Source organism: Bacterioplanoides pacificum (assembly GCF_042648445.1).
In the GTDB taxonomy this organism is placed as follows: Bacteria; Pseudomonadota; Gammaproteobacteria; order Pseudomonadales; family Oceanobacteraceae; genus Bacterioplanoides; species Bacterioplanoides pacificum.
In genome coordinates this window covers 437762-454104 of the sequence record NZ_JBHRYB010000005.1, presented here as the reverse complement: position 1 = coordinate 454104, position 16343 = coordinate 437762, and the positions used below count along the sequence as shown (strand labels likewise).

Annotated in this window: 15 protein-coding genes; 7 read left to right on the top strand and 8 right to left on the bottom strand. The window is 50.8% G+C overall.

Annotated elements, in window-relative coordinates; all coding sequences use genetic code 11:
* Window positions 1-2: 2 nt before the first annotated feature.
* Genes ACFOMG_RS06680 through ACFOMG_RS06670 form a run of 3 tightly spaced genes read left to right on the top strand, consistent with a single transcriptional unit; the run spans window position 3 to window position 1972 of the window.
* Entirely contained in the window at window positions 3-1127 is a 1125-nt protein-coding gene (locus ACFOMG_RS06680; protein ID WP_376865573.1) for a saccharopine dehydrogenase NADP-binding domain-containing protein, read from the top strand.
* A gap of 11 nt (window positions 1128-1138) precedes the next feature.
* The gene (locus tag ACFOMG_RS06675) at window positions 1139-1603 is read left to right on the top strand and encodes a DUF2269 family protein (protein WP_376865572.1); all 465 of its coding nucleotides are present in this window, start codon (window positions 1139-1141) and stop codon (window positions 1601-1603) included.
* Window positions 1604-1609: 6 nt separating this feature from the next.
* Entirely contained in the window at window positions 1610-1972 is a 363-nt protein-coding gene (locus ACFOMG_RS06670) for a DoxX-like family protein (protein WP_376865571.1), read from the top strand.
* On the opposite strand, the gene ACFOMG_RS06665 is transcribed toward ACFOMG_RS06670, so the two are convergent.
* The 6 genes from ACFOMG_RS06665 to ACFOMG_RS06640 all read right to left on the bottom strand — a co-directional run bounded on the left by ACFOMG_RS06665 (window position 1969) and on the right by ACFOMG_RS06640 (window position 10548).
* Window positions 1969-2232 carry a hypothetical protein gene (locus tag ACFOMG_RS06665; protein ID WP_376865570.1) on the bottom strand — a complete coding sequence of 88 codons (264 nt, stop codon included), beginning with the start codon at window positions 2230-2232 and terminating at the stop codon, window positions 1969-1971. The genes ACFOMG_RS06670 and ACFOMG_RS06665 overlap by 4 nt on opposite strands.
* A gap of 117 nt (window positions 2233-2349) precedes the next feature.
* Window positions 2350-4521 (bottom strand): 3-hydroxyacyl-CoA dehydrogenase NAD-binding domain-containing protein, encoded by a 2172-nt coding sequence (locus ACFOMG_RS06660; protein WP_376865569.1) that lies wholly within the window; start codon window positions 4519-4521, stop codon window positions 2350-2352.
* 163 nt (window positions 4522-4684) lie between these two features.
* Window positions 4685-5890, bottom strand: a complete 1206-nt coding sequence (locus ACFOMG_RS06655) for an acetyl-CoA C-acetyltransferase (protein ID WP_376865568.1) — start codon at window positions 5888-5890, stop codon at window positions 4685-4687.
* A gap of 185 nt (window positions 5891-6075) precedes the next feature.
* Complete coding sequence (locus ACFOMG_RS06650) at window positions 6076-7212, bottom strand: acyl-CoA dehydrogenase family protein (protein WP_376865566.1); 1137 nt, start codon at window positions 7210-7212, stop codon at window positions 6076-6078.
* 50 nt (window positions 7213-7262) lie between these two features.
* Window positions 7263-8474 (bottom strand): CaiB/BaiF CoA transferase family protein, encoded by a 1212-nt coding sequence (locus tag ACFOMG_RS06645; protein WP_376865565.1) that lies wholly within the window; start codon window positions 8472-8474, stop codon window positions 7263-7265.
* Window positions 8475-9060: 586 nt separating this feature from the next.
* Window positions 9061-10548 (bottom strand): hypothetical protein, encoded by a 1488-nt coding sequence (locus ACFOMG_RS06640; protein WP_376865563.1) that lies wholly within the window; start codon window positions 10546-10548, stop codon window positions 9061-9063.
* A gap of 640 nt (window positions 10549-11188) precedes the next feature.
* Between ACFOMG_RS06640 and ACFOMG_RS06635 the strand changes: the two genes are divergently transcribed.
* Together ACFOMG_RS06635 and ACFOMG_RS06630 are read left to right on the top strand one after the other, a co-directional pair.
* Window positions 11189-11947, top strand: coding sequence for an SDR family oxidoreductase (locus ACFOMG_RS06635; RefSeq protein WP_376865562.1), 759 nt, complete (start codon window positions 11189-11191; stop codon window positions 11945-11947).
* A gap of 164 nt (window positions 11948-12111) precedes the next feature.
* A complete protein-coding gene (locus ACFOMG_RS06630; protein WP_376865561.1) occupies window positions 12112-12492 on the top strand; it encodes an MGMT family protein in 381 nt (126 codons plus the stop codon).
* Here the strand turns inward: ACFOMG_RS06630 and ACFOMG_RS06625 are convergent.
* Window positions 12447-13406 carry an oxygenase MpaB family protein gene (locus ACFOMG_RS06625; RefSeq protein ID WP_376865560.1) on the bottom strand — a complete coding sequence of 320 codons (960 nt, stop codon included), beginning with the start codon at window positions 13404-13406 and terminating at the stop codon, window positions 12447-12449. The two genes, ACFOMG_RS06630 and ACFOMG_RS06625, sit on opposite strands and share 46 nt — an antisense overlap.
* A 106-nt stretch (window positions 13407-13512) precedes the next feature.
* Between ACFOMG_RS06625 and ACFOMG_RS06620 the strand changes: the two genes are divergently transcribed.
* The gene (locus ACFOMG_RS06620; RefSeq protein ID WP_376865559.1) at window positions 13513-14100 is read left to right on the top strand and encodes a TetR/AcrR family transcriptional regulator; all 588 of its coding nucleotides are present in this window, start codon (window positions 13513-13515) and stop codon (window positions 14098-14100) included.
* Window positions 14101-14109: 9 nt separating this feature from the next.
* Here the strand turns inward: ACFOMG_RS06620 and ACFOMG_RS06615 are convergent, their stop codons facing one another.
* Window positions 14110-15114 carry an AraC family transcriptional regulator gene (locus ACFOMG_RS06615; protein WP_376865558.1) on the bottom strand — a complete coding sequence of 335 codons (1005 nt, stop codon included), beginning with the start codon at window positions 15112-15114 and terminating at the stop codon, window positions 14110-14112.
* Window positions 15115-15249: 135 nt separating this feature from the next.
* Between ACFOMG_RS06615 and ACFOMG_RS06610 the strand changes: the two genes are divergently transcribed.
* Window positions 15250-16320 (top strand): 2Fe-2S iron-sulfur cluster-binding protein, encoded by a 1071-nt coding sequence (locus ACFOMG_RS06610; RefSeq protein WP_376865557.1) that lies wholly within the window; start codon window positions 15250-15252, stop codon window positions 16318-16320.
* The last annotated feature ends 23 nt before the right edge of the window (window positions 16321-16343 follow it).

Genomic DNA, 16343 nt, shown 5'->3' with positions numbered 1-16343 from the left:
TGATGAAAAAAATTCTGATCCTTGGTGGTTATGGTAATTTCGGCAAACGCGTTGTCGAGCAGCTCGCCGATATTCACAATACCGAGTTGTTTATCTGTGGCCGTTCAGAACAACGGGCACAGGAACTGATCAAAACCCTGCCTCAGGCCAATGCCAAACTCACCGCGCTGGCCCTCGACATTCACTCAGATGCTTTGGTTCATTTTGTACAACAGCAACGTCCTTTTCTGGTAATTCACACCGCCGGGCCATTCCAGGCGCAGCCTCATCAGGTGCCGCAACTGTGTGCCCGGTATGGCAGCCACTATATCGATCTGGCCGATGACCGCCGCTTTGTGTGTGATATCAGCCGGCTGAACCGTCAGGCTGCTGAGCAACATTGCCTGATCGTCAGCGGTGCCAGTTCGGTACCCGGATTATCTTCAGCGGTGATCAGTCATTACCACAAACAGTTTGCCTGTATTGAGGATATCGATATTGCCATTGCGCCGGGTAATCGCGCCGAGCGTGGTGAAGCCACGTTACGGGGAATTTTGTCTTATACCGGCCATCCGATCCGGGTATTCAGTGGTGGCCGGGAAACCGTTCGTTACGGCTGGATGTCGCCAAGAAAACTGAATTTTGGTGGTCGTATCGGCCAGCGCCACCTGGCCAATGTTGATGTGCCCGATCTGGAATTATTTCCCGGCTGCTATCAGGTTCAGCGCTCCGTTACCTTTCAGGCGGGCCTGGAACTTCCCTGGCTGCACTACACAATGGTTGCCATGGCATGGCTTGCGCGGCTGAAACTGGTAAAAAACTGGGCCCCCCTGACACCGGCTATTTTCCGCCTCAGTGAGCGCCTCAGACAGCTGGGCAGCGACCGGGGGGCGATGCGTATTGCCATTACCGGTAAAAATTCCACCGGGCAACCACATCAGCTCAGCTGGACTTTGTATGCAGAAAACGGTGTTGGCCCCTATATTCCGACCTTGTCAGCCATTATTCTGGCAAGAAAACTGATTAACGATGAGCCTCTGCCGAGCGGTGCAATGCCCTGCCTGAAGCTGTTCAGCCTTGACGAACTGCAGCCACATTTCGATCGTTTGGGAATTTATTACCACGTCCAATCCAATACACCGTCATAAGCACCGCAGCTATGGAACATTATTTTCTGCTGAAAACCCTGCATATATTATCCGCAACCGTATTAATCGGAAGCGGAGCCGGGATTGCCTTTTTTATGCTGATGGCCTGGCTCAGCAAAGACCCAGCGGCGATACGGGTCACCACCCGTCACGTCGTTCTGGCAGACTGGATTTTTACCGCCCCGGCGGTTGTGGTGCAGTTGTTCAGCGGCCTGTTGCTGATGCAGGGGCTGGGTTATGCCTTTGATTCCCAGTGGTTTATCCGGGTCATCAGTTTATTTATCCTGATCGGTTGCTGCTGGCTTCCGGTGGTAGTCATTCAATATAAACTGCGCTCGATTGCAGCAACATTGCCGCTCGATGAGCGGCAGTTCAGCTTCTGGATGCGGATCTGGGTAAGCCTGGGCATTCCGGCCTTTATCAGTATTGTTATGCTGCTTTACCTGATGGTGTATAAACCCCTGCCAGTGAGCTAACCGATTATGTCGTTACCAGCGCAAACCTTCGCCCGTTACAGCCTCGCTTTTTTATGGCTCAGCACCGCATTGACGTCATTATTTGGCGCCCCGGAAATCGGCTACCGGATATTGGCGCAAGCGGGAATCCATGGCGTACTGGCTGAGCTGTGTGTCTGGGGTGGCGGCCTGCTGGATATGATCTTAGGGTTCTGGATTCTCAGTGGGCTGCGGCCGCAGCTGTGCATCACCATACAGATGGCAACCATTGTGCTCTACAGTGTGCTGCTCACTCTGATCGCACCGGAGTTCTGGCTACATCCATTTGGGCCGGTGACTAAAAATCTGCCGGTTCTGGCGCTGTTAGCACTTCTGAAAAGCCATCATTAATCGCCAATCAATCGGATTACCCCCACTAACATACGTGCCATAGCAATCATCGCTCTGATTGGCCACTCGATGATGTCGCCCACCACCTCCAGCCAGGGAGAGTCGTCAACTTTATCGGGCCAGATGCGGTAAGCGGCGTAGAAACACAACGGCACCAGTAACAATAACAGCCAGTGAAAACCATGACTGAACAGGTCGTAGCTGAAATAACAACCGCAAACAAACAATGTGACCGACAGGATAATCCGGAGGTATTCCATGGTGTTGCCTCTGCCCTGAGCCTGAGAATGGCACCACATTATCATAACTTAATCACAAAAAAACCGGACCTGACGCTGCAGATCCGGTTTATTAACGCACTCAGCGCGACGGATTAATTAACCGTAAAACGATTCTCCCTGCGCGGCTTTATCACGCACCAGCGCCGGTAAGGCATAACGCTGACCGACGTTTTCAGCCAGTTCATCGGCAAGCCTGATAAAGTTGTCCAGACCCAGAATGGTTTCGACATAGGAAATGACACCACCGGTATGTGGCGCAAAACCCCAGCCAAAAATAGAACCGATATCGGCTTCCATGGCGTTGGTGATAACGTTTTCGTTAACACAGTGCAGCGTTTCGACCGCCTGAACCGCCAGTAAGCGTTGCTTCACATACTCCACCTCCGGCTGTTCTGCTGCAACCGGAAAGCGCTCGGCTAAACCGGACCACAACTTTTTGTCACGACGGTCGTCGGAGTAATCGTAGAAGCCCTGGCCGGCTTTTTTACCAATGCGGTTAACCTCATTCACCATAAAGTTCACCACCTCATCAGCCGGGTGCTCGACATAAGCATCGCCCAGGTCTTTACGGGTCTGCGTGGCAATACGGTCCATTAATTCCAGTGTCACTTCATCGGATAACACCAGCGGCCCCACCGGCATCCCCGCCATACGCCCGGCATTTTCGATCAGTGCCGGCGCCACGCCTTCTTTTAACAGCGCCATGCCTTCCAGCACGTAGGTTTTAAATACCCGGGAGGTATAAAAGCCACGACTGTCGTTAACGGTAATCGGTGTCTTGCGGATCTGCTGAATATAATCCAGTGATTTAGCCAGGGTTTCATCTGAGGTTTGTTCACCCAGAATTACTTCCACCAGTTGCATTTTGTCGACCGGCGAAAAGAAGTGCAGACCAATAAACTGATCCGGGCGTTTGCTGGCCTGGGCCAGACCGGTAATCGGCAGTGTCGAGGTGTTCGAAGCGAAAATGGCATTCTCAGCAATCACCGCTTCCGCTTTTGCGGTGACGTCGGCTTTAATCGCCCGATCTTCAAATACCGCTTCGATCACCAGCTCACAACCTTCGAGGTCAGTGTAATCGGTGGTGGGTTTAATCAGGTTTAAAACGCCCTGCGCTTTTTCTTCCGTCATCCGCCCGCGGGATACCCGTTTGTTCAGCAGCCCTTCGGAGTAGGCTTTACCTTTATCAGCGGATTCCTGCGTGCTGTCCAGTAACACCACCTGAATACCCGACATCGCCGACGAATAAGCAATACCGGCGCCCATCATACCGGCACCAAGAATGCCCACTTTGGCGAACCGGGCTTTATCGACGCCCTGCGGCCGGTTTTTTAACTTATTGGCGTCCTGCAGTGCGGTAAAAAAGGTACGTACCATGGCTTTTGCCTGGCTGGATAACAGCAGCTGGGTAAATCCACGACCTTCAATTTCCAGTGCCGCATCCATCGGCACCTGACAACCTTCAAACAACACCTCCAGAATTTTCTGCGGTGCCAGATAGTTGCCTTGGGTTTTCTTACGCAACATCGCCTCTGCGCCCATAAAAACCTGAGACACTTTTGGAGTCTGGACTTCGCCCCCCGGCAGGCGGAATTTTTTCTTGCGGTCAGTCAGGCTGATATCCCATGGCTGGATCGCCTGGGGATTGTCTTTCAGCCATTGTTTCGCCGTCGCAATCAGCTCCTCCGGCGCCACGACCTGATCAACCAGACCAGCATTCAGGGCGGCGTCAGGTGCAACCTGGGTGGCCTGAGTTAACCAGGGCAACGCTTTTTCCACCCCAACCATACGGGCCAGACGCTGCGTACCACCACCGCCCGGCAGCAGGCCCAGATTCACTTCCGGAAAACCGAACCGGGCTTTGCCATTAGCCGCAGCAATCCGCTGATGACAGGCCAGTGCGATTTCCAGACCACCGCCCAGTGCCGTACCGTTTAACGCCGCAACAAACGGTTTACCCGCCGTTTCCATCTTACGCATGGTGGCGTGAATCGCGCGGATAAAGCCCATGGTATTGGCAACGTCTTTATCGTAGTCACCGGTTTGCATGGTTAAAATTTCTTTCAGGTTGGCACCCACAACAAAATCGGTTTTGCCGGAGGTCAGCACCACACCGTTAACGTCGGCATTCGCCACCAGTTCATCCACCTGAACGGACAACGCCTGCATCGCCGCCTGAGATAATGAATTAACCGGACCGTTCTGATCGTCCCAGGTGAGGACCGCTAACCCATCAGCATCTATTTCGTAACTAAAAATATTCTTCATAGCTTTTCTCCTAGGGTTACCACTGCTTCTCTGCCGCCGGAAGAACGTTGATCGAGGCAGTCAGTGCAAGACAAAAATTTTTGAAGACGCGCAGTTTATGTCGGTATAAATGAGCATTCTTAAAAAATTTTTAACGCAGCAATGGCAACGCAGATAGTTATTCCTACACTCGTTCGATGATGGTTGCGGTACCCATACCACCACCAACACACAAATTAATTAATGCGGTCTTTTTACCGCTGCGCTCCAACTCATCCAGCACCGTACCCAAAATCATGGCACCGGTGGCTCCCAGCGGATGTCCCATGGCAATGGCTCCGCCATTGACGTTAATTTTTTCGCGCGGAATATTCAGGTCTTTCATCATTTTCAGTACCACCGCGGCAAACGCTTCGTTTAGTTCCCACAGGTCAATATCTTCTGCAGTCATGCCCGCTTGCTTCAGCACTTTTAACGCACTGGGGGTCGGGCCTGTCAGCATAATGGTCGGCTCTGAACCTACCGATGCCTGAGCAACGATACGGGCACGAGGTTTCAGGCCCAGTTTTTCACCCACTTCTTTATTACCAATTAAAACCGCCGCCGCACCATCAACGATGCCAGAAGAGTTACCGGCATGGTGCACGTGATTGATGTTTTCCACCTGCGGATAGACCTGCTGGGCAATGGCATCAAATCCCAGCTTACCCGGGCCTTCAAACGAGGGACGCAAGGCGGATAAATCATCTGCCGTTACCCCCGGACGCATATGTTCGTCTTTCGCCAGAATGACCTGACCCAGCTCATCTTTAACCGGGAGCACAGAGTGATCGAAATAACCGTTTTCCCAGGCGTGGGCAGCACGGGCCTGGGATTCGGCCGCGTAAGTGTCGACATCCTCCCGGGAAAAGCCTTCCAGCGTGGCAATTAAATCGGCCGAAACCCCCTGAGGCGTAAATGATAATTTATTGGTTACCGTCGGGTCGGTGTAATAGGCACCACCCGCGGCCCCCATCGGCACCCGCGACATACATTCAACGCCACCACCAATGGCCAGCTGCGCTTCTCCGGCTTTGACTTTAGCTGACGCCATGTTCACCGCCTCCAGGCCGGAGGCACAAAAACGACTGACCACGGTGCCGGCAGTCTGCTGGCTGTAATCAGCCATCAACACCGCGGTACGGGCAATATCAGCGCCCTGTTCCATCACAGGTTCCACACAGCCAAGCACCACATCATCAATCAATGAGGTATCGAGGTTATGGCGCTGTTGCAGGCCTTTTAATAATCCGGAAATTAATTTAATCGGGGTTACCGGATGCAAACTGCCATCCGCTTTGCCGCGGCCGCGGGGAGTGCGTACCGCGTCGTAGATATAGGCTTCAGTCATCTTCTGTTCCTTTGAAAATTGTTTCACTGCTACCTGCGTCATCAGGACGGTGTTAAAACAGCTCGAAAGTGCTCATTTAGGGAATCTAAACTCCGCGTTTCTCGCTGTTTTTGCCTACTCCTGATTTCCTCGCTGACGCAGTGAACTCAATTTTTATTTATTTAATGAATTAACAACGACTTAAATTAAATAGTACGAGAAATAATTTCTTTCATGATCTCGGAAGTACCGGCGTAAATACGCTGTACACGGGCATCGGCATAAGCACGGGCCACCGGGTATTCCCACATATAGCCGTAACCGCCGTGCAGCTGAACACATTCATCAATAATGCGGCACTGGGCTTCAGTCGCCCATAATTTACAGGCCGCCGCATCTTCAACACTCAGCTTGCCCTGACAGTGTAATTCCAGACAACGATCAACATAGGTTTGTGTCACCTGCAGTTCGGTCTGAATTTCCGCCAGTTTAAAGCGGGTATTCTGTAATGCAGCCACGGGCTTACCAAAGGCTTTGCGCTCTTTGACATAATCAACCGTGGCATCAAAACAGGCCTGAGCGGATGCGGCAGCAATTAACGCCACACTCAGACGCTCCTGGGGCAACTCCTGCATCAGGTAAATAAAGCCTTTGTTTTCCTGGCCGAGCAGATTGTCTTTTGGTACACGCACGTTATCGAAAAATAATTCCGAGGTATCCTGTGCTTTCATGCCCACTTTATTCAGATTCTGACCTTTCTGGAAACCGGCCCGGTCGGCTTCCACCAAAAATAAGCTGACGCCTTTGGCCCCGGCAGAGGTATCCGTTTTTGCCACAACGATGTACAGGTCAGCTAACTGACCATTGGTAATAAAGGTTTTTGAACCATTCAGCACATAATGGTCACCCTCAACCACAGCCGTGGTGCGCACCCCGGCTAAATCAGAACCGGCGCCGGGTTCGGTCATGGCGATGGCGCTGATGACCTCACCGGAGGCCATTTGTGGTAACCAGGTTTGTTTTTGCTGCTCATTGCCGTAATGCAGGATATAAGGGGCAACAATATCGGAATGCAAAGAAAATCCCGGGCCGGATGCAAAAATATATCCCTGTTCTTCGATCGCGATAGCGGAATAGCGGAAATCAACACCCGAACCACCGTATTGTTCCGGTAAATGGGTGCATAAAATGCCGGCATCACCGGCCTTTTTCCACGCCTCACGGGAAATCTGACCATCCTTTTCCCATTGTTCATGATGAGGCTGAATTTCGCGCTGCATAAATTTACGCACCGCATCGCGGAACATATCGTGCTCTTCGGTAAACACACTGCGTGGAATCATAAAAAAGCTCCTGATGTTATAGTTATTACGCTTAGGATAAAAACGGTGGCTTAGGCACTAAGCACCACCTGCTGTTGAATGAATTGTTCGATCTCGGCGGGTGAGTAACCGAGCTGCTGCATAACGCTGTGGCTGTGTTGTCCCTGAGCTGGCCCGGGCTGATCAAGCAGACGTTTTTCACCCGTGCCCAGATAATTAATCGCCGGCGCCGCACAGCGTAATTTCTGGCCGGCCTGATTGGTTAATACCTGCACCATTTCGCGCGCTAATAATTGTGGGTGTTCAAACGCCTGCTCTGCTTTTAACACCGGCGTTACGCAACAATCCTGATCCGCAAACAGCGCACGCCAATGCGCCTGCGGCTGGCTGGCAAACAACGCCGCTACCTGCTGGCGCAACTGCTCGGCCTGTTCACCACTGTCGTGATAACGCGCCTGCCACTGAGGCTGACCTAACACTTCACAGAGCTGATGCCAGAACTTCTGTTCCAGTGCACCCACTGCCATATATTCACCATCGGCCGTCTCATACAAGGCATAACAGGGCCGCGCACCGGTTAACATATCGCGTCCCCGGGGAGCGGTTTTACCCAGCAGATTCATACCGGTCAGCGGGATCACATTATTGGCAAAGGCACAGTCGGTCATGGAAATATCGAGATAACAGCCGTGCGCCGTTTCACCCCGGCACTGCGCATTCAGGCGTCCGACCAGCGCCGCTAAAATGGCCATAGCCGCACTTAATGCACCGCCGGCCAAATCGGCAATCTGAAAATTACCCAGCGCCGGTGCACCACCGGCTTCACCACACTGGTCAAGAATGCCGGCGGTGGCGGTGTAGTTCATATCGTGGCCGGCTTTTTCTGCCCACGGGCCGGTCTGGCCGTAACCTGAGATGGCACACATCACCAGTTGTGGATTCACGGTTTTTAACTGCTCGTAATCCAGCTGCAGGCGCTGCATCACACCCGGGCGAAAACTTTCGATCAACACGTCGGCCTGCTTTACCAGCCGCAGCAACAACTCGCGGCCAGCAGCGCTGCGAATATCGACGGCAAGCGATTCTTTACCACGGTTTAAAATATCGAATGCCGGGCTGACCATTCCCGCCGGCATGCCTAGGGTACGGACGTAATCGCCGGCGCCGGTATCTTCTATCTTGATCACCCGGGCGCCCATTTCGCGCAAATGTAATGAACACATAGGTCCGGGTAATAAACGCGACAGGTCCAGCACCAGCATGCCTTCGAGTGGCAAAGCCATAACACCCCCTGTGTTTGTTCTGATGTTGTTTTTATCGTTGTGATTGTCAGTGGCAATCACGATAACCAGTCGCTTTAAGCGCAACAAGAGACGATATGCGCAGTTTTTATAACAAATCAGCTCAAGGATTTATTTAGCAAAAACACAAAAATGTCATAAACTTCGCCACACTTTGTCACCCCACTGTCACATTCCCACCCGGAATCAGACCTTTTCCTGACAAACCCTTAAAATCCGTAGTATCCGCAAAGTCAAGAGCACAAATACTGGCAAGTTTTGACTATACTTTTGTCGCCTCGCGCGGTGATGTAACAATTCGCGCCAGCACCGGTTCTCGGAGATGTTTGCAGTCAGAAGCCGGTTTATCCCTTTCAATTTCAACAACCGGAGTTTGCTATGGATTTACAGAATAAAGTCGTTGCTATTACCGGCGCTGGCCAGACAATATTTTTATTACGGAAGAAGAGAAAATAATAATTCGAAGGAATTATATTAAGCGTTGAACCTTATACAAATAGTCAAAATACCCGGCTCAAAAACTCTCGAGCCGGGCAAGTTCATAAAATAAACACCCTAGTATTAACACCTACTGGTAAACATTTAGTAACGGTGTTTTATATGCTTTTATACCATAGAGGTAAATATCTGAGCTAAAGTTAATACCACCTTTACTTTTAACTGAGAACGTCGTCTTGTCACAGCGATAGTTCAGTTTTTTATGAGTATGAATACTGTTCCGATTATTCGAGGTTCTGTAGTACCCTTTGTCTCCACGAGTCAAATCAAACATTGTCCCTTGAGGCAGGCAATATGTTACTTCTCTAACATGCGTTCTACCTGATTTGAACTTTTGCGCATATCTAAAATGACTGCTAAAAGACGTACCCCAGGCAGGAACCAAATCCCCATTAATAACATCAGAACATGAAACGCCACCATCACTGCACATATAACTCATAGGTGAAACACATAGCGGAAATTTTCCAGAAATTGAGCATTCCTGTGATTTCTTTCGAATCATATCCCCAGCCTGAGAGCACGACAGTGATATATTTTTACCGTTATTTAAAAGAGAATTTGCCATCTCTCTGTTTTCGGCCCAATTAGGAAAACCATTTCCATTATAAAATCTAGCACAGCGGTTATTTTGATCTATATCCACTAAGATCCACTTTGAGTAGTTCAATTTTTTATCCGCGTATCTAAGCGTGGAAAATTGATATTTATTAAAATCAACCTGAATTGCCACAGGCTGATACAGAGTTTTATCATTAAGAGTGTTAATAAAATCTATTAAACCTCCAATCCCCATAACCTGAGTTTTAAAACCACCAGATTTATACCCTAGAGTAGCGGTATTAACAGACATTCTGTAGGTACTAAACCGCCGTTCCAGTTCTGTTCTTTCGGATCCGCTGATTCCTCCCCCTACAAAACCAAGTACTTTAGTCTGTAAATCAGCTGACTTTTCTCGTGATACTTTAGTAGAGCCATTTGCACTTTCAATCTTAATTGAAAACTGAGCAACAACCCCTTTAGTAACACCCGACACATACCCATCCCCACAAAGATCTCTGAATTTTGTGAGATTATCACTATATGCCGCTTGAGCCTCAGATGTTAAATCCTGCATTCTTCCGGTAGACTTAGAACTCAAATGAGATGTAGTACTCACAAAGAACCCAGCTATTGCATACTCGTCTGTATTTAAATGCGTTTCCTTAGAAATCCGACTTGAGTAACCACCATCACCGGATATATTATAATAAGTTCCGCTAGCATTACCTCCGCGAGTACTGGTAAGATACTTATGCATCTCTTTCGTGCTTGAAAATACCTCTAATGACCAATCCGTGTAAGCAACAGGTTTATTCTCAAGCAGAAGATCCGATGCGGATTTAGCAATGCACCGCTGCCCTAAGGGAATATTTTTAACATCATCATATGATGCTCCCAAGGTCGATAAGTTTGAATAAATAACATCAACATCGACCGGAGTATTGGTCATTGAATATACTGAAGAAGATAAAGCCAACGACAATACTGTCGAGGCCGATAAAATACTTTTTCTCATAAATCACAAATCCTTTTTTTCCCAGAATTGGGGGCACCAAATTTATAAAAAACTGCCAACAAACTAAACCAATATTTGAGAGATTTTATTCTCGGCCTGATTTATTCCCTAAGCCTGTCGACAAATAAGAACTTCTCGTAAAATTCGTCCAACTCGCACTAATGACAAATGACTAATTAAAACACTCCCTATAGTGAAAAGTACCTAGGTGAGAACAATCCATAATGTACGCCCACCACTGAGTACGAGAAGTTAATACTCTAACAATGGGATGAGCAAAAACTACACACCACCGCTAACCAGAAAAAGACTAATCCCCCATATTAAGATTAGTTATTACCCCCACCCCCAAATAACAAATCAGCTCAAGAATTTATTTAGCAAAAACACAAAAATGTCATAAACTTCGCCACACTTTGTCACCCCACTGTCACATTCCCACCCGGAATCAGACCTTTTCCTGACAAACCCTCAAAATCCGTAGTATCCGCAAAGTCAAGAGCACAAATACTGGCAAGTTTTGACTATACTTCTGTCGCCTCGCGCGGTGGTGTAACAATTCGCGCCAGCACCGGTTCTCGGAGATGTTTGCAGTCAGAAGCCGGTTTATCCCTTCCAATTTCAACAACCGGAGTTTGCTATGGATTTACAGAATAAAGTCGTTGCTATTACCGGCGCTGGCCAGGGTCTGGGCCGTGCTATGGCGGTTTACCTGGCACAAAAAGGCGCCCGCATTGCGGTTATCGACCTGAACCAGGAACACATGGACGAAACCAAAGCCCAGGTGGAAGCTGCCGGTTCAGCCGCTGCCACCTTCCTGTGTAATGTCGCCGATGAACAACAGGTGGAAACCACCTTCAGCAATATCGTCAGCGAGTTGGGTGGCCTGCATGGTCTGGTCAATAACGCCGGCATTCTGCGCGACGGCCTGATGGTCAAAGCCAAAGACGGTGAGATCAGCAAAATGAGCCTGCAGAACTGGCAGGCGGTGATTGATGTCAACCTGACCGGTGTGTTCCTGTGTGGCCGTGAAGCGGCGGTACGTATGATTGAATCCGGCGAAGGTGGTTGCATCATTAATATTTCCAGCATCTCACGTGCCGGCAATATGGGTCAGAGCAACTACTCCGCAGCCAAAGCCGCTGTTGCTGCCATGGCAGTGACCTGGGCCAAAGAACTGGCGCGTTATGATATCCGTGCCAACGCGGTCGCTCCGGGCTTTATCGCCACCGAAATGACCGCCGGTATGAAGCCGGAAGCACTGGCGAAAATGACGGCCGGTATCCCGGCTAAACGTATGGGAGAACCTCAGGAAATCGCTCAGGCCATCGCTTTCCTGCTGGAAAATGACTATATGTCGGGTCGTGTGGTGGAAGTGGACGGCGGTTTACGCATCTGATCTCTGCCGATTTTACCCTGCGCCATTTGGCACAGATTCAGCCCGGGACTCCCCGGGCTTTTTTTTGTAAGCTGACAACAGCTTCAACGTCGACTGCAACAACAGGCTCAACGACAAGCTCAACCACATCAAACAGAAATATCCGACCAACACGGCCCAGGCAAATGCCCCAGATAAGACAACCGGACAAGCAACAACCAGACGACCAGCAACCCAGCCCGCAGCAACGTTTGTACACAGTGCTGGCAGCCATTCCACCCGGCAAAGTGGTGACCTACGGCCAGCTGGCCCGCTTAGCCGGCATGCCGCGCCGTGCCAGATGGGTCGGGCAAACCCTGAAGCAATTACCCGCCGACAGCCGCCTGCCCTGGTATAAAGTGATTAACGCTCAGGGGCGCATCAGCTTTCCGCCCGGCTCCGAAGCAGCCAATCGTCAGGCGGAAAAACTGCGGGCCGAAGGCATCGAGGTGTCGCAGCAATACCGCATCAATTTGCAGCGTTACGCCTTTGATGCCGACTCCAGCTCAGGCGCGGCCCCCGCCTGAGCTGCGGCGTGCGGGCAACCGTCTGGCGTGGCACGGCGCATAATCTTTTCCGGCCCCAGACACTGAGGCGTAAAGCCGCGCGGGTAACTGGCGTAATAACGTTGAATCAGACTGCCTTCAAACGGCCGTAGCTGCCACGGATTCAGCCATTTAAACAACCACGAGCGGGTTTTCATCAGCGCAACAATGCTCCAGCGCAGCGGTGCAGCCACCGGTTTTATTCCCAGCGCGGCAAGCAACTCGTCATCATTAATCAGGGTGAGTATCAAAGCCCGGATTGCCCCGCGGGTCAGCGGTTGCAGTCGTTTCGGAAGCATCCCCTGCATCCCCCGAATCAGCCCCTCGGTCACCGCCCGGTTGGCCGCATCATAAGCCAGGTGGCGGCGGCGATAATCCAGATACCAGGCTTCCATCGCGTTATAATCCGCCGGAATATTGCGGATATTCATCGCCTCACCTAACTCCCGGAACTGCAGATATAACGCCTGACGTTCAGTTTCATCCAGCTGGCGATAACCAAAGGTCTGACACCAGCGCACCGGCTCAACCATAAATAAGGCCAGGGTGTATAAATAATCGTCGTTGCTGATGCAATAATGACCATGAATAAAATTCAGCCGCTCAACCATAAAACGGCCACGTTCGCTGCTGACGCCATCACCGATACATTCCGTCAGAATCGCCCGGGTATCATCCAGCCGTTTAGTGCCGGCCTGTTCATATTGCTGGGTGCGATGCAACAAGCGGCTGATGGACGGAATGCCAAAGGTCTGAATCTGAGCCAGCTCCCCGGCCAATAAAAAATCCAGTGGCATATCAATATTGGCCAGATGTTTCACCCGCTGCTGATAATTGTCGCTGACGGCTTGTTGCTGCAATGACTGCAGTGTATTTTTACGGCGAATTAAACCCATCAGAGTGTTTTTCCTGTTATGAGAACAGGCTTGATTTAAGACGCTGGGCACCTTAGCCTCAATGGACAGTTTTCTTATATGTCCAGTAATTGACAGAAGTCCGTATATGTCGTCAAACTCCAGCGATCCCCGTGCTGAACGAACCCGTCAGCAAATTATCAATGCGTTATTACACTGCATGGAAAACAGCCCTTACGGCAAAATTAAAATTGCCGATATTACCGCTCAGGCAGATATTGCCCGGCAAACGTTTTATCTGCATTTTAAGCGTAAAGACGATGTATTAATGGATTATATCGACGGTGTATTTGACGATTTTTACCAGGAAATTGAAGGACCCATCAGTGCCTCACCAGACCCGGACCCGGTGATTTCACGCTGTTTGTTTTTACAGTGGCAAAACCATGCCCGTTTTGCCCGGCTGGCACTGGCGGCCGATATTCAGCACCTGGTGATTCGCCGTTTCCAGAATTACATCAGCCGGGTGATGGGGTTATATATCCGCTGCCATCTGCAGCAGGCCAAAGACCCGGAAGAACTGGCCTACGTCGTGGATTACCTGGCGGGCGCATCCTGGATGGTGTTAAAACGCTGGGTTGAAAGTGATTTCCAGTATCCTCTGGAAAAACTGTCGGCACTCTACAGCGAACTGAACCGCCCGGGCCTGCTGGCGGTTATGTTACGACAGCTGTAACGTCTGCGATTACTGCTGTTTCAGATAATCCGACGGCGGAATTCCGTGCCAGCGTTTAAACGCCCGGCGAAAATTCGCCACCTCAGAATAACCCAGAGAATAAGCCACCTCCTGCACGGTCATTTTGCCGCTGTCGAGATACTGAATCGCCAGCCGCTGCCGCACCTGATCAAGAATGTCCTTATAAGAGGTATCTTCCTGCTGCAGCCGGCGGTGCAGGGTTCTCGGTGTCATATGGAAATAACGCGCGGTTAATTCCAGTGATGGAAAACTATTATTATTGCTGAGCATCAGGCGATAGATACGATCGGTCAGGCTGCTGTTTTGTTGTATTTTTTCCAGCTCTTTCTGACAGATCTCCAGCGCATCGCGGTAACTGCCACTGTTGGCCATCAATAATGGTTTATCGGCCAGTTCTTTCGGTAAATGAATACCTGCCCAGTCCTGCTGATATTGCACCCGGCAGCGGAATAACGACTGCAAAAAACCGGAATCAGCATCGGGTGCAAACGGGAAACACACGGTACAGGCGTTGGCATCGGCCATGGCAATAAAATCCAGCACATTTTTAATTGCCAGAATAATCGCCTCCAGTACCGGCTGGCGAATATCGCCCAGATCAAAGCGCTCAATAAAATGCAGCCGGTAATCGTCATCACGTTCTTCAACTTCGACCCGGACCAGATCTGTGCGTAACGACAGAAATTTTTCCACCAGCTCGGCTCCCTGGCGCACCGAGCCGGCATTCATCGCCGCATAACCGAGAATACCATGAGTGTTTACCAGCAAACGTTGGCCAACCAGTAAACCAAACGATGGCTCGCCGGTCAGCTCACAGGCCTGCAGCACCATCTGCCTGAATTGCTCCCAGCTCAGGGACATGGCGTTGTTGTCGGCCTGCGGTTGTGGCACCTGTAACGATTCGAGCCATTCTGCTGTATTCACCCCATAGCCGGCGACCACCTCCGCCAGCTGGTGCAGATAAAATCCGGGTAATACAACCTGCTGACTCATGTTTGTCCTCGTATTGAATGGCCGGCGGCGCCGGGTTAATTTGTCAACTAATGACCCCTGCATGTCAAACAATGCCCTCAGCGTTTGTGTTTTACAAGCCTAAGATAATCAGCACAAATGCAGTGGAGCCTATCTATGTTTTCATTTTTTAATAAAAATAAAAAGCCGTTAACCGCCGTTATAAACGATCGGGCCATTGACGTTTTACCGAAAGAAACGCTGTTAAATGCCGCCTTGCGCAACAATATCGAATTCCCGCACAGCTGCCGGGTGGGTGGTTGTGCTGCGTGTAAATGCCAGCTGACCGACGGCCAGGTACGGGAGCTGACCGACGCTGGTTATATCCTGTCGGATGACGATCTTGATCAGGGTTATATCCTCGCCTGCCAGAGCGTGCCCAAAACCGATATCCGCATTCGGCTGGATAACCCAACGACTGCACTGCAACAGCTCGATGGAACAATTATCGGCCAGCAAAAACTGACCCACGACATTACCCGGCTGACCATCCGCTGCGACACAACACTGCCATTCCGCCCCGGACAGTTTGCCGATTTAACCCTGGCCAGCCTGCCCGGTATCAGCCGCAGCTACTCGTTTGCCAGCGCCAGCCAGGAGCCCGGCGTACTGGAATTTTTTGTCCGCGAAGTGCCGGGTGGGCAGTTTTCCGGGCGGATTAATCAGCAGGACCTGGGTGGTGAAACCATCGGCATCCATGGACCGTTAGGGGATTTCTGGCTGCGCCCCGCCGCTAACCCCATCATTATGCTGGCCGGTGGCAGTGGTCTGGCACCCATTATTGCCATGTTACAGGCACAGCTGGCGGAATCCCGTCAGCGACCGCTATGGCTGTTGTTTGGCGCGCGCCAGCAACGGGACTTATACGCCGAACAGACGCTGGCAAACATTCAGCAACAGTGGCAGGCACCGTTTTATTTTATCCCGGTGTTATCGGAAGAAGCGGAGACCAGTGACTGGCCGGGTGAACGTGGCCTGGTCACCGACCCACTGCCCCGCTTATTTGCTGACCACACAGAACTGAGCCACAGCCATGCTTATTTATGTGGCCCTCCGGCCATGATAGATGCAGCCCAGAATACGCTGCTCAGCCTCGGTATTAACGCAACACATATTTATGCAGACCGGTTTGCAACGCAGGCTGACCAGAGCCCGCAACAAACGCAGAGTCACGCCACTCCGGCGTAATTTATAACGCCATCATTCACATT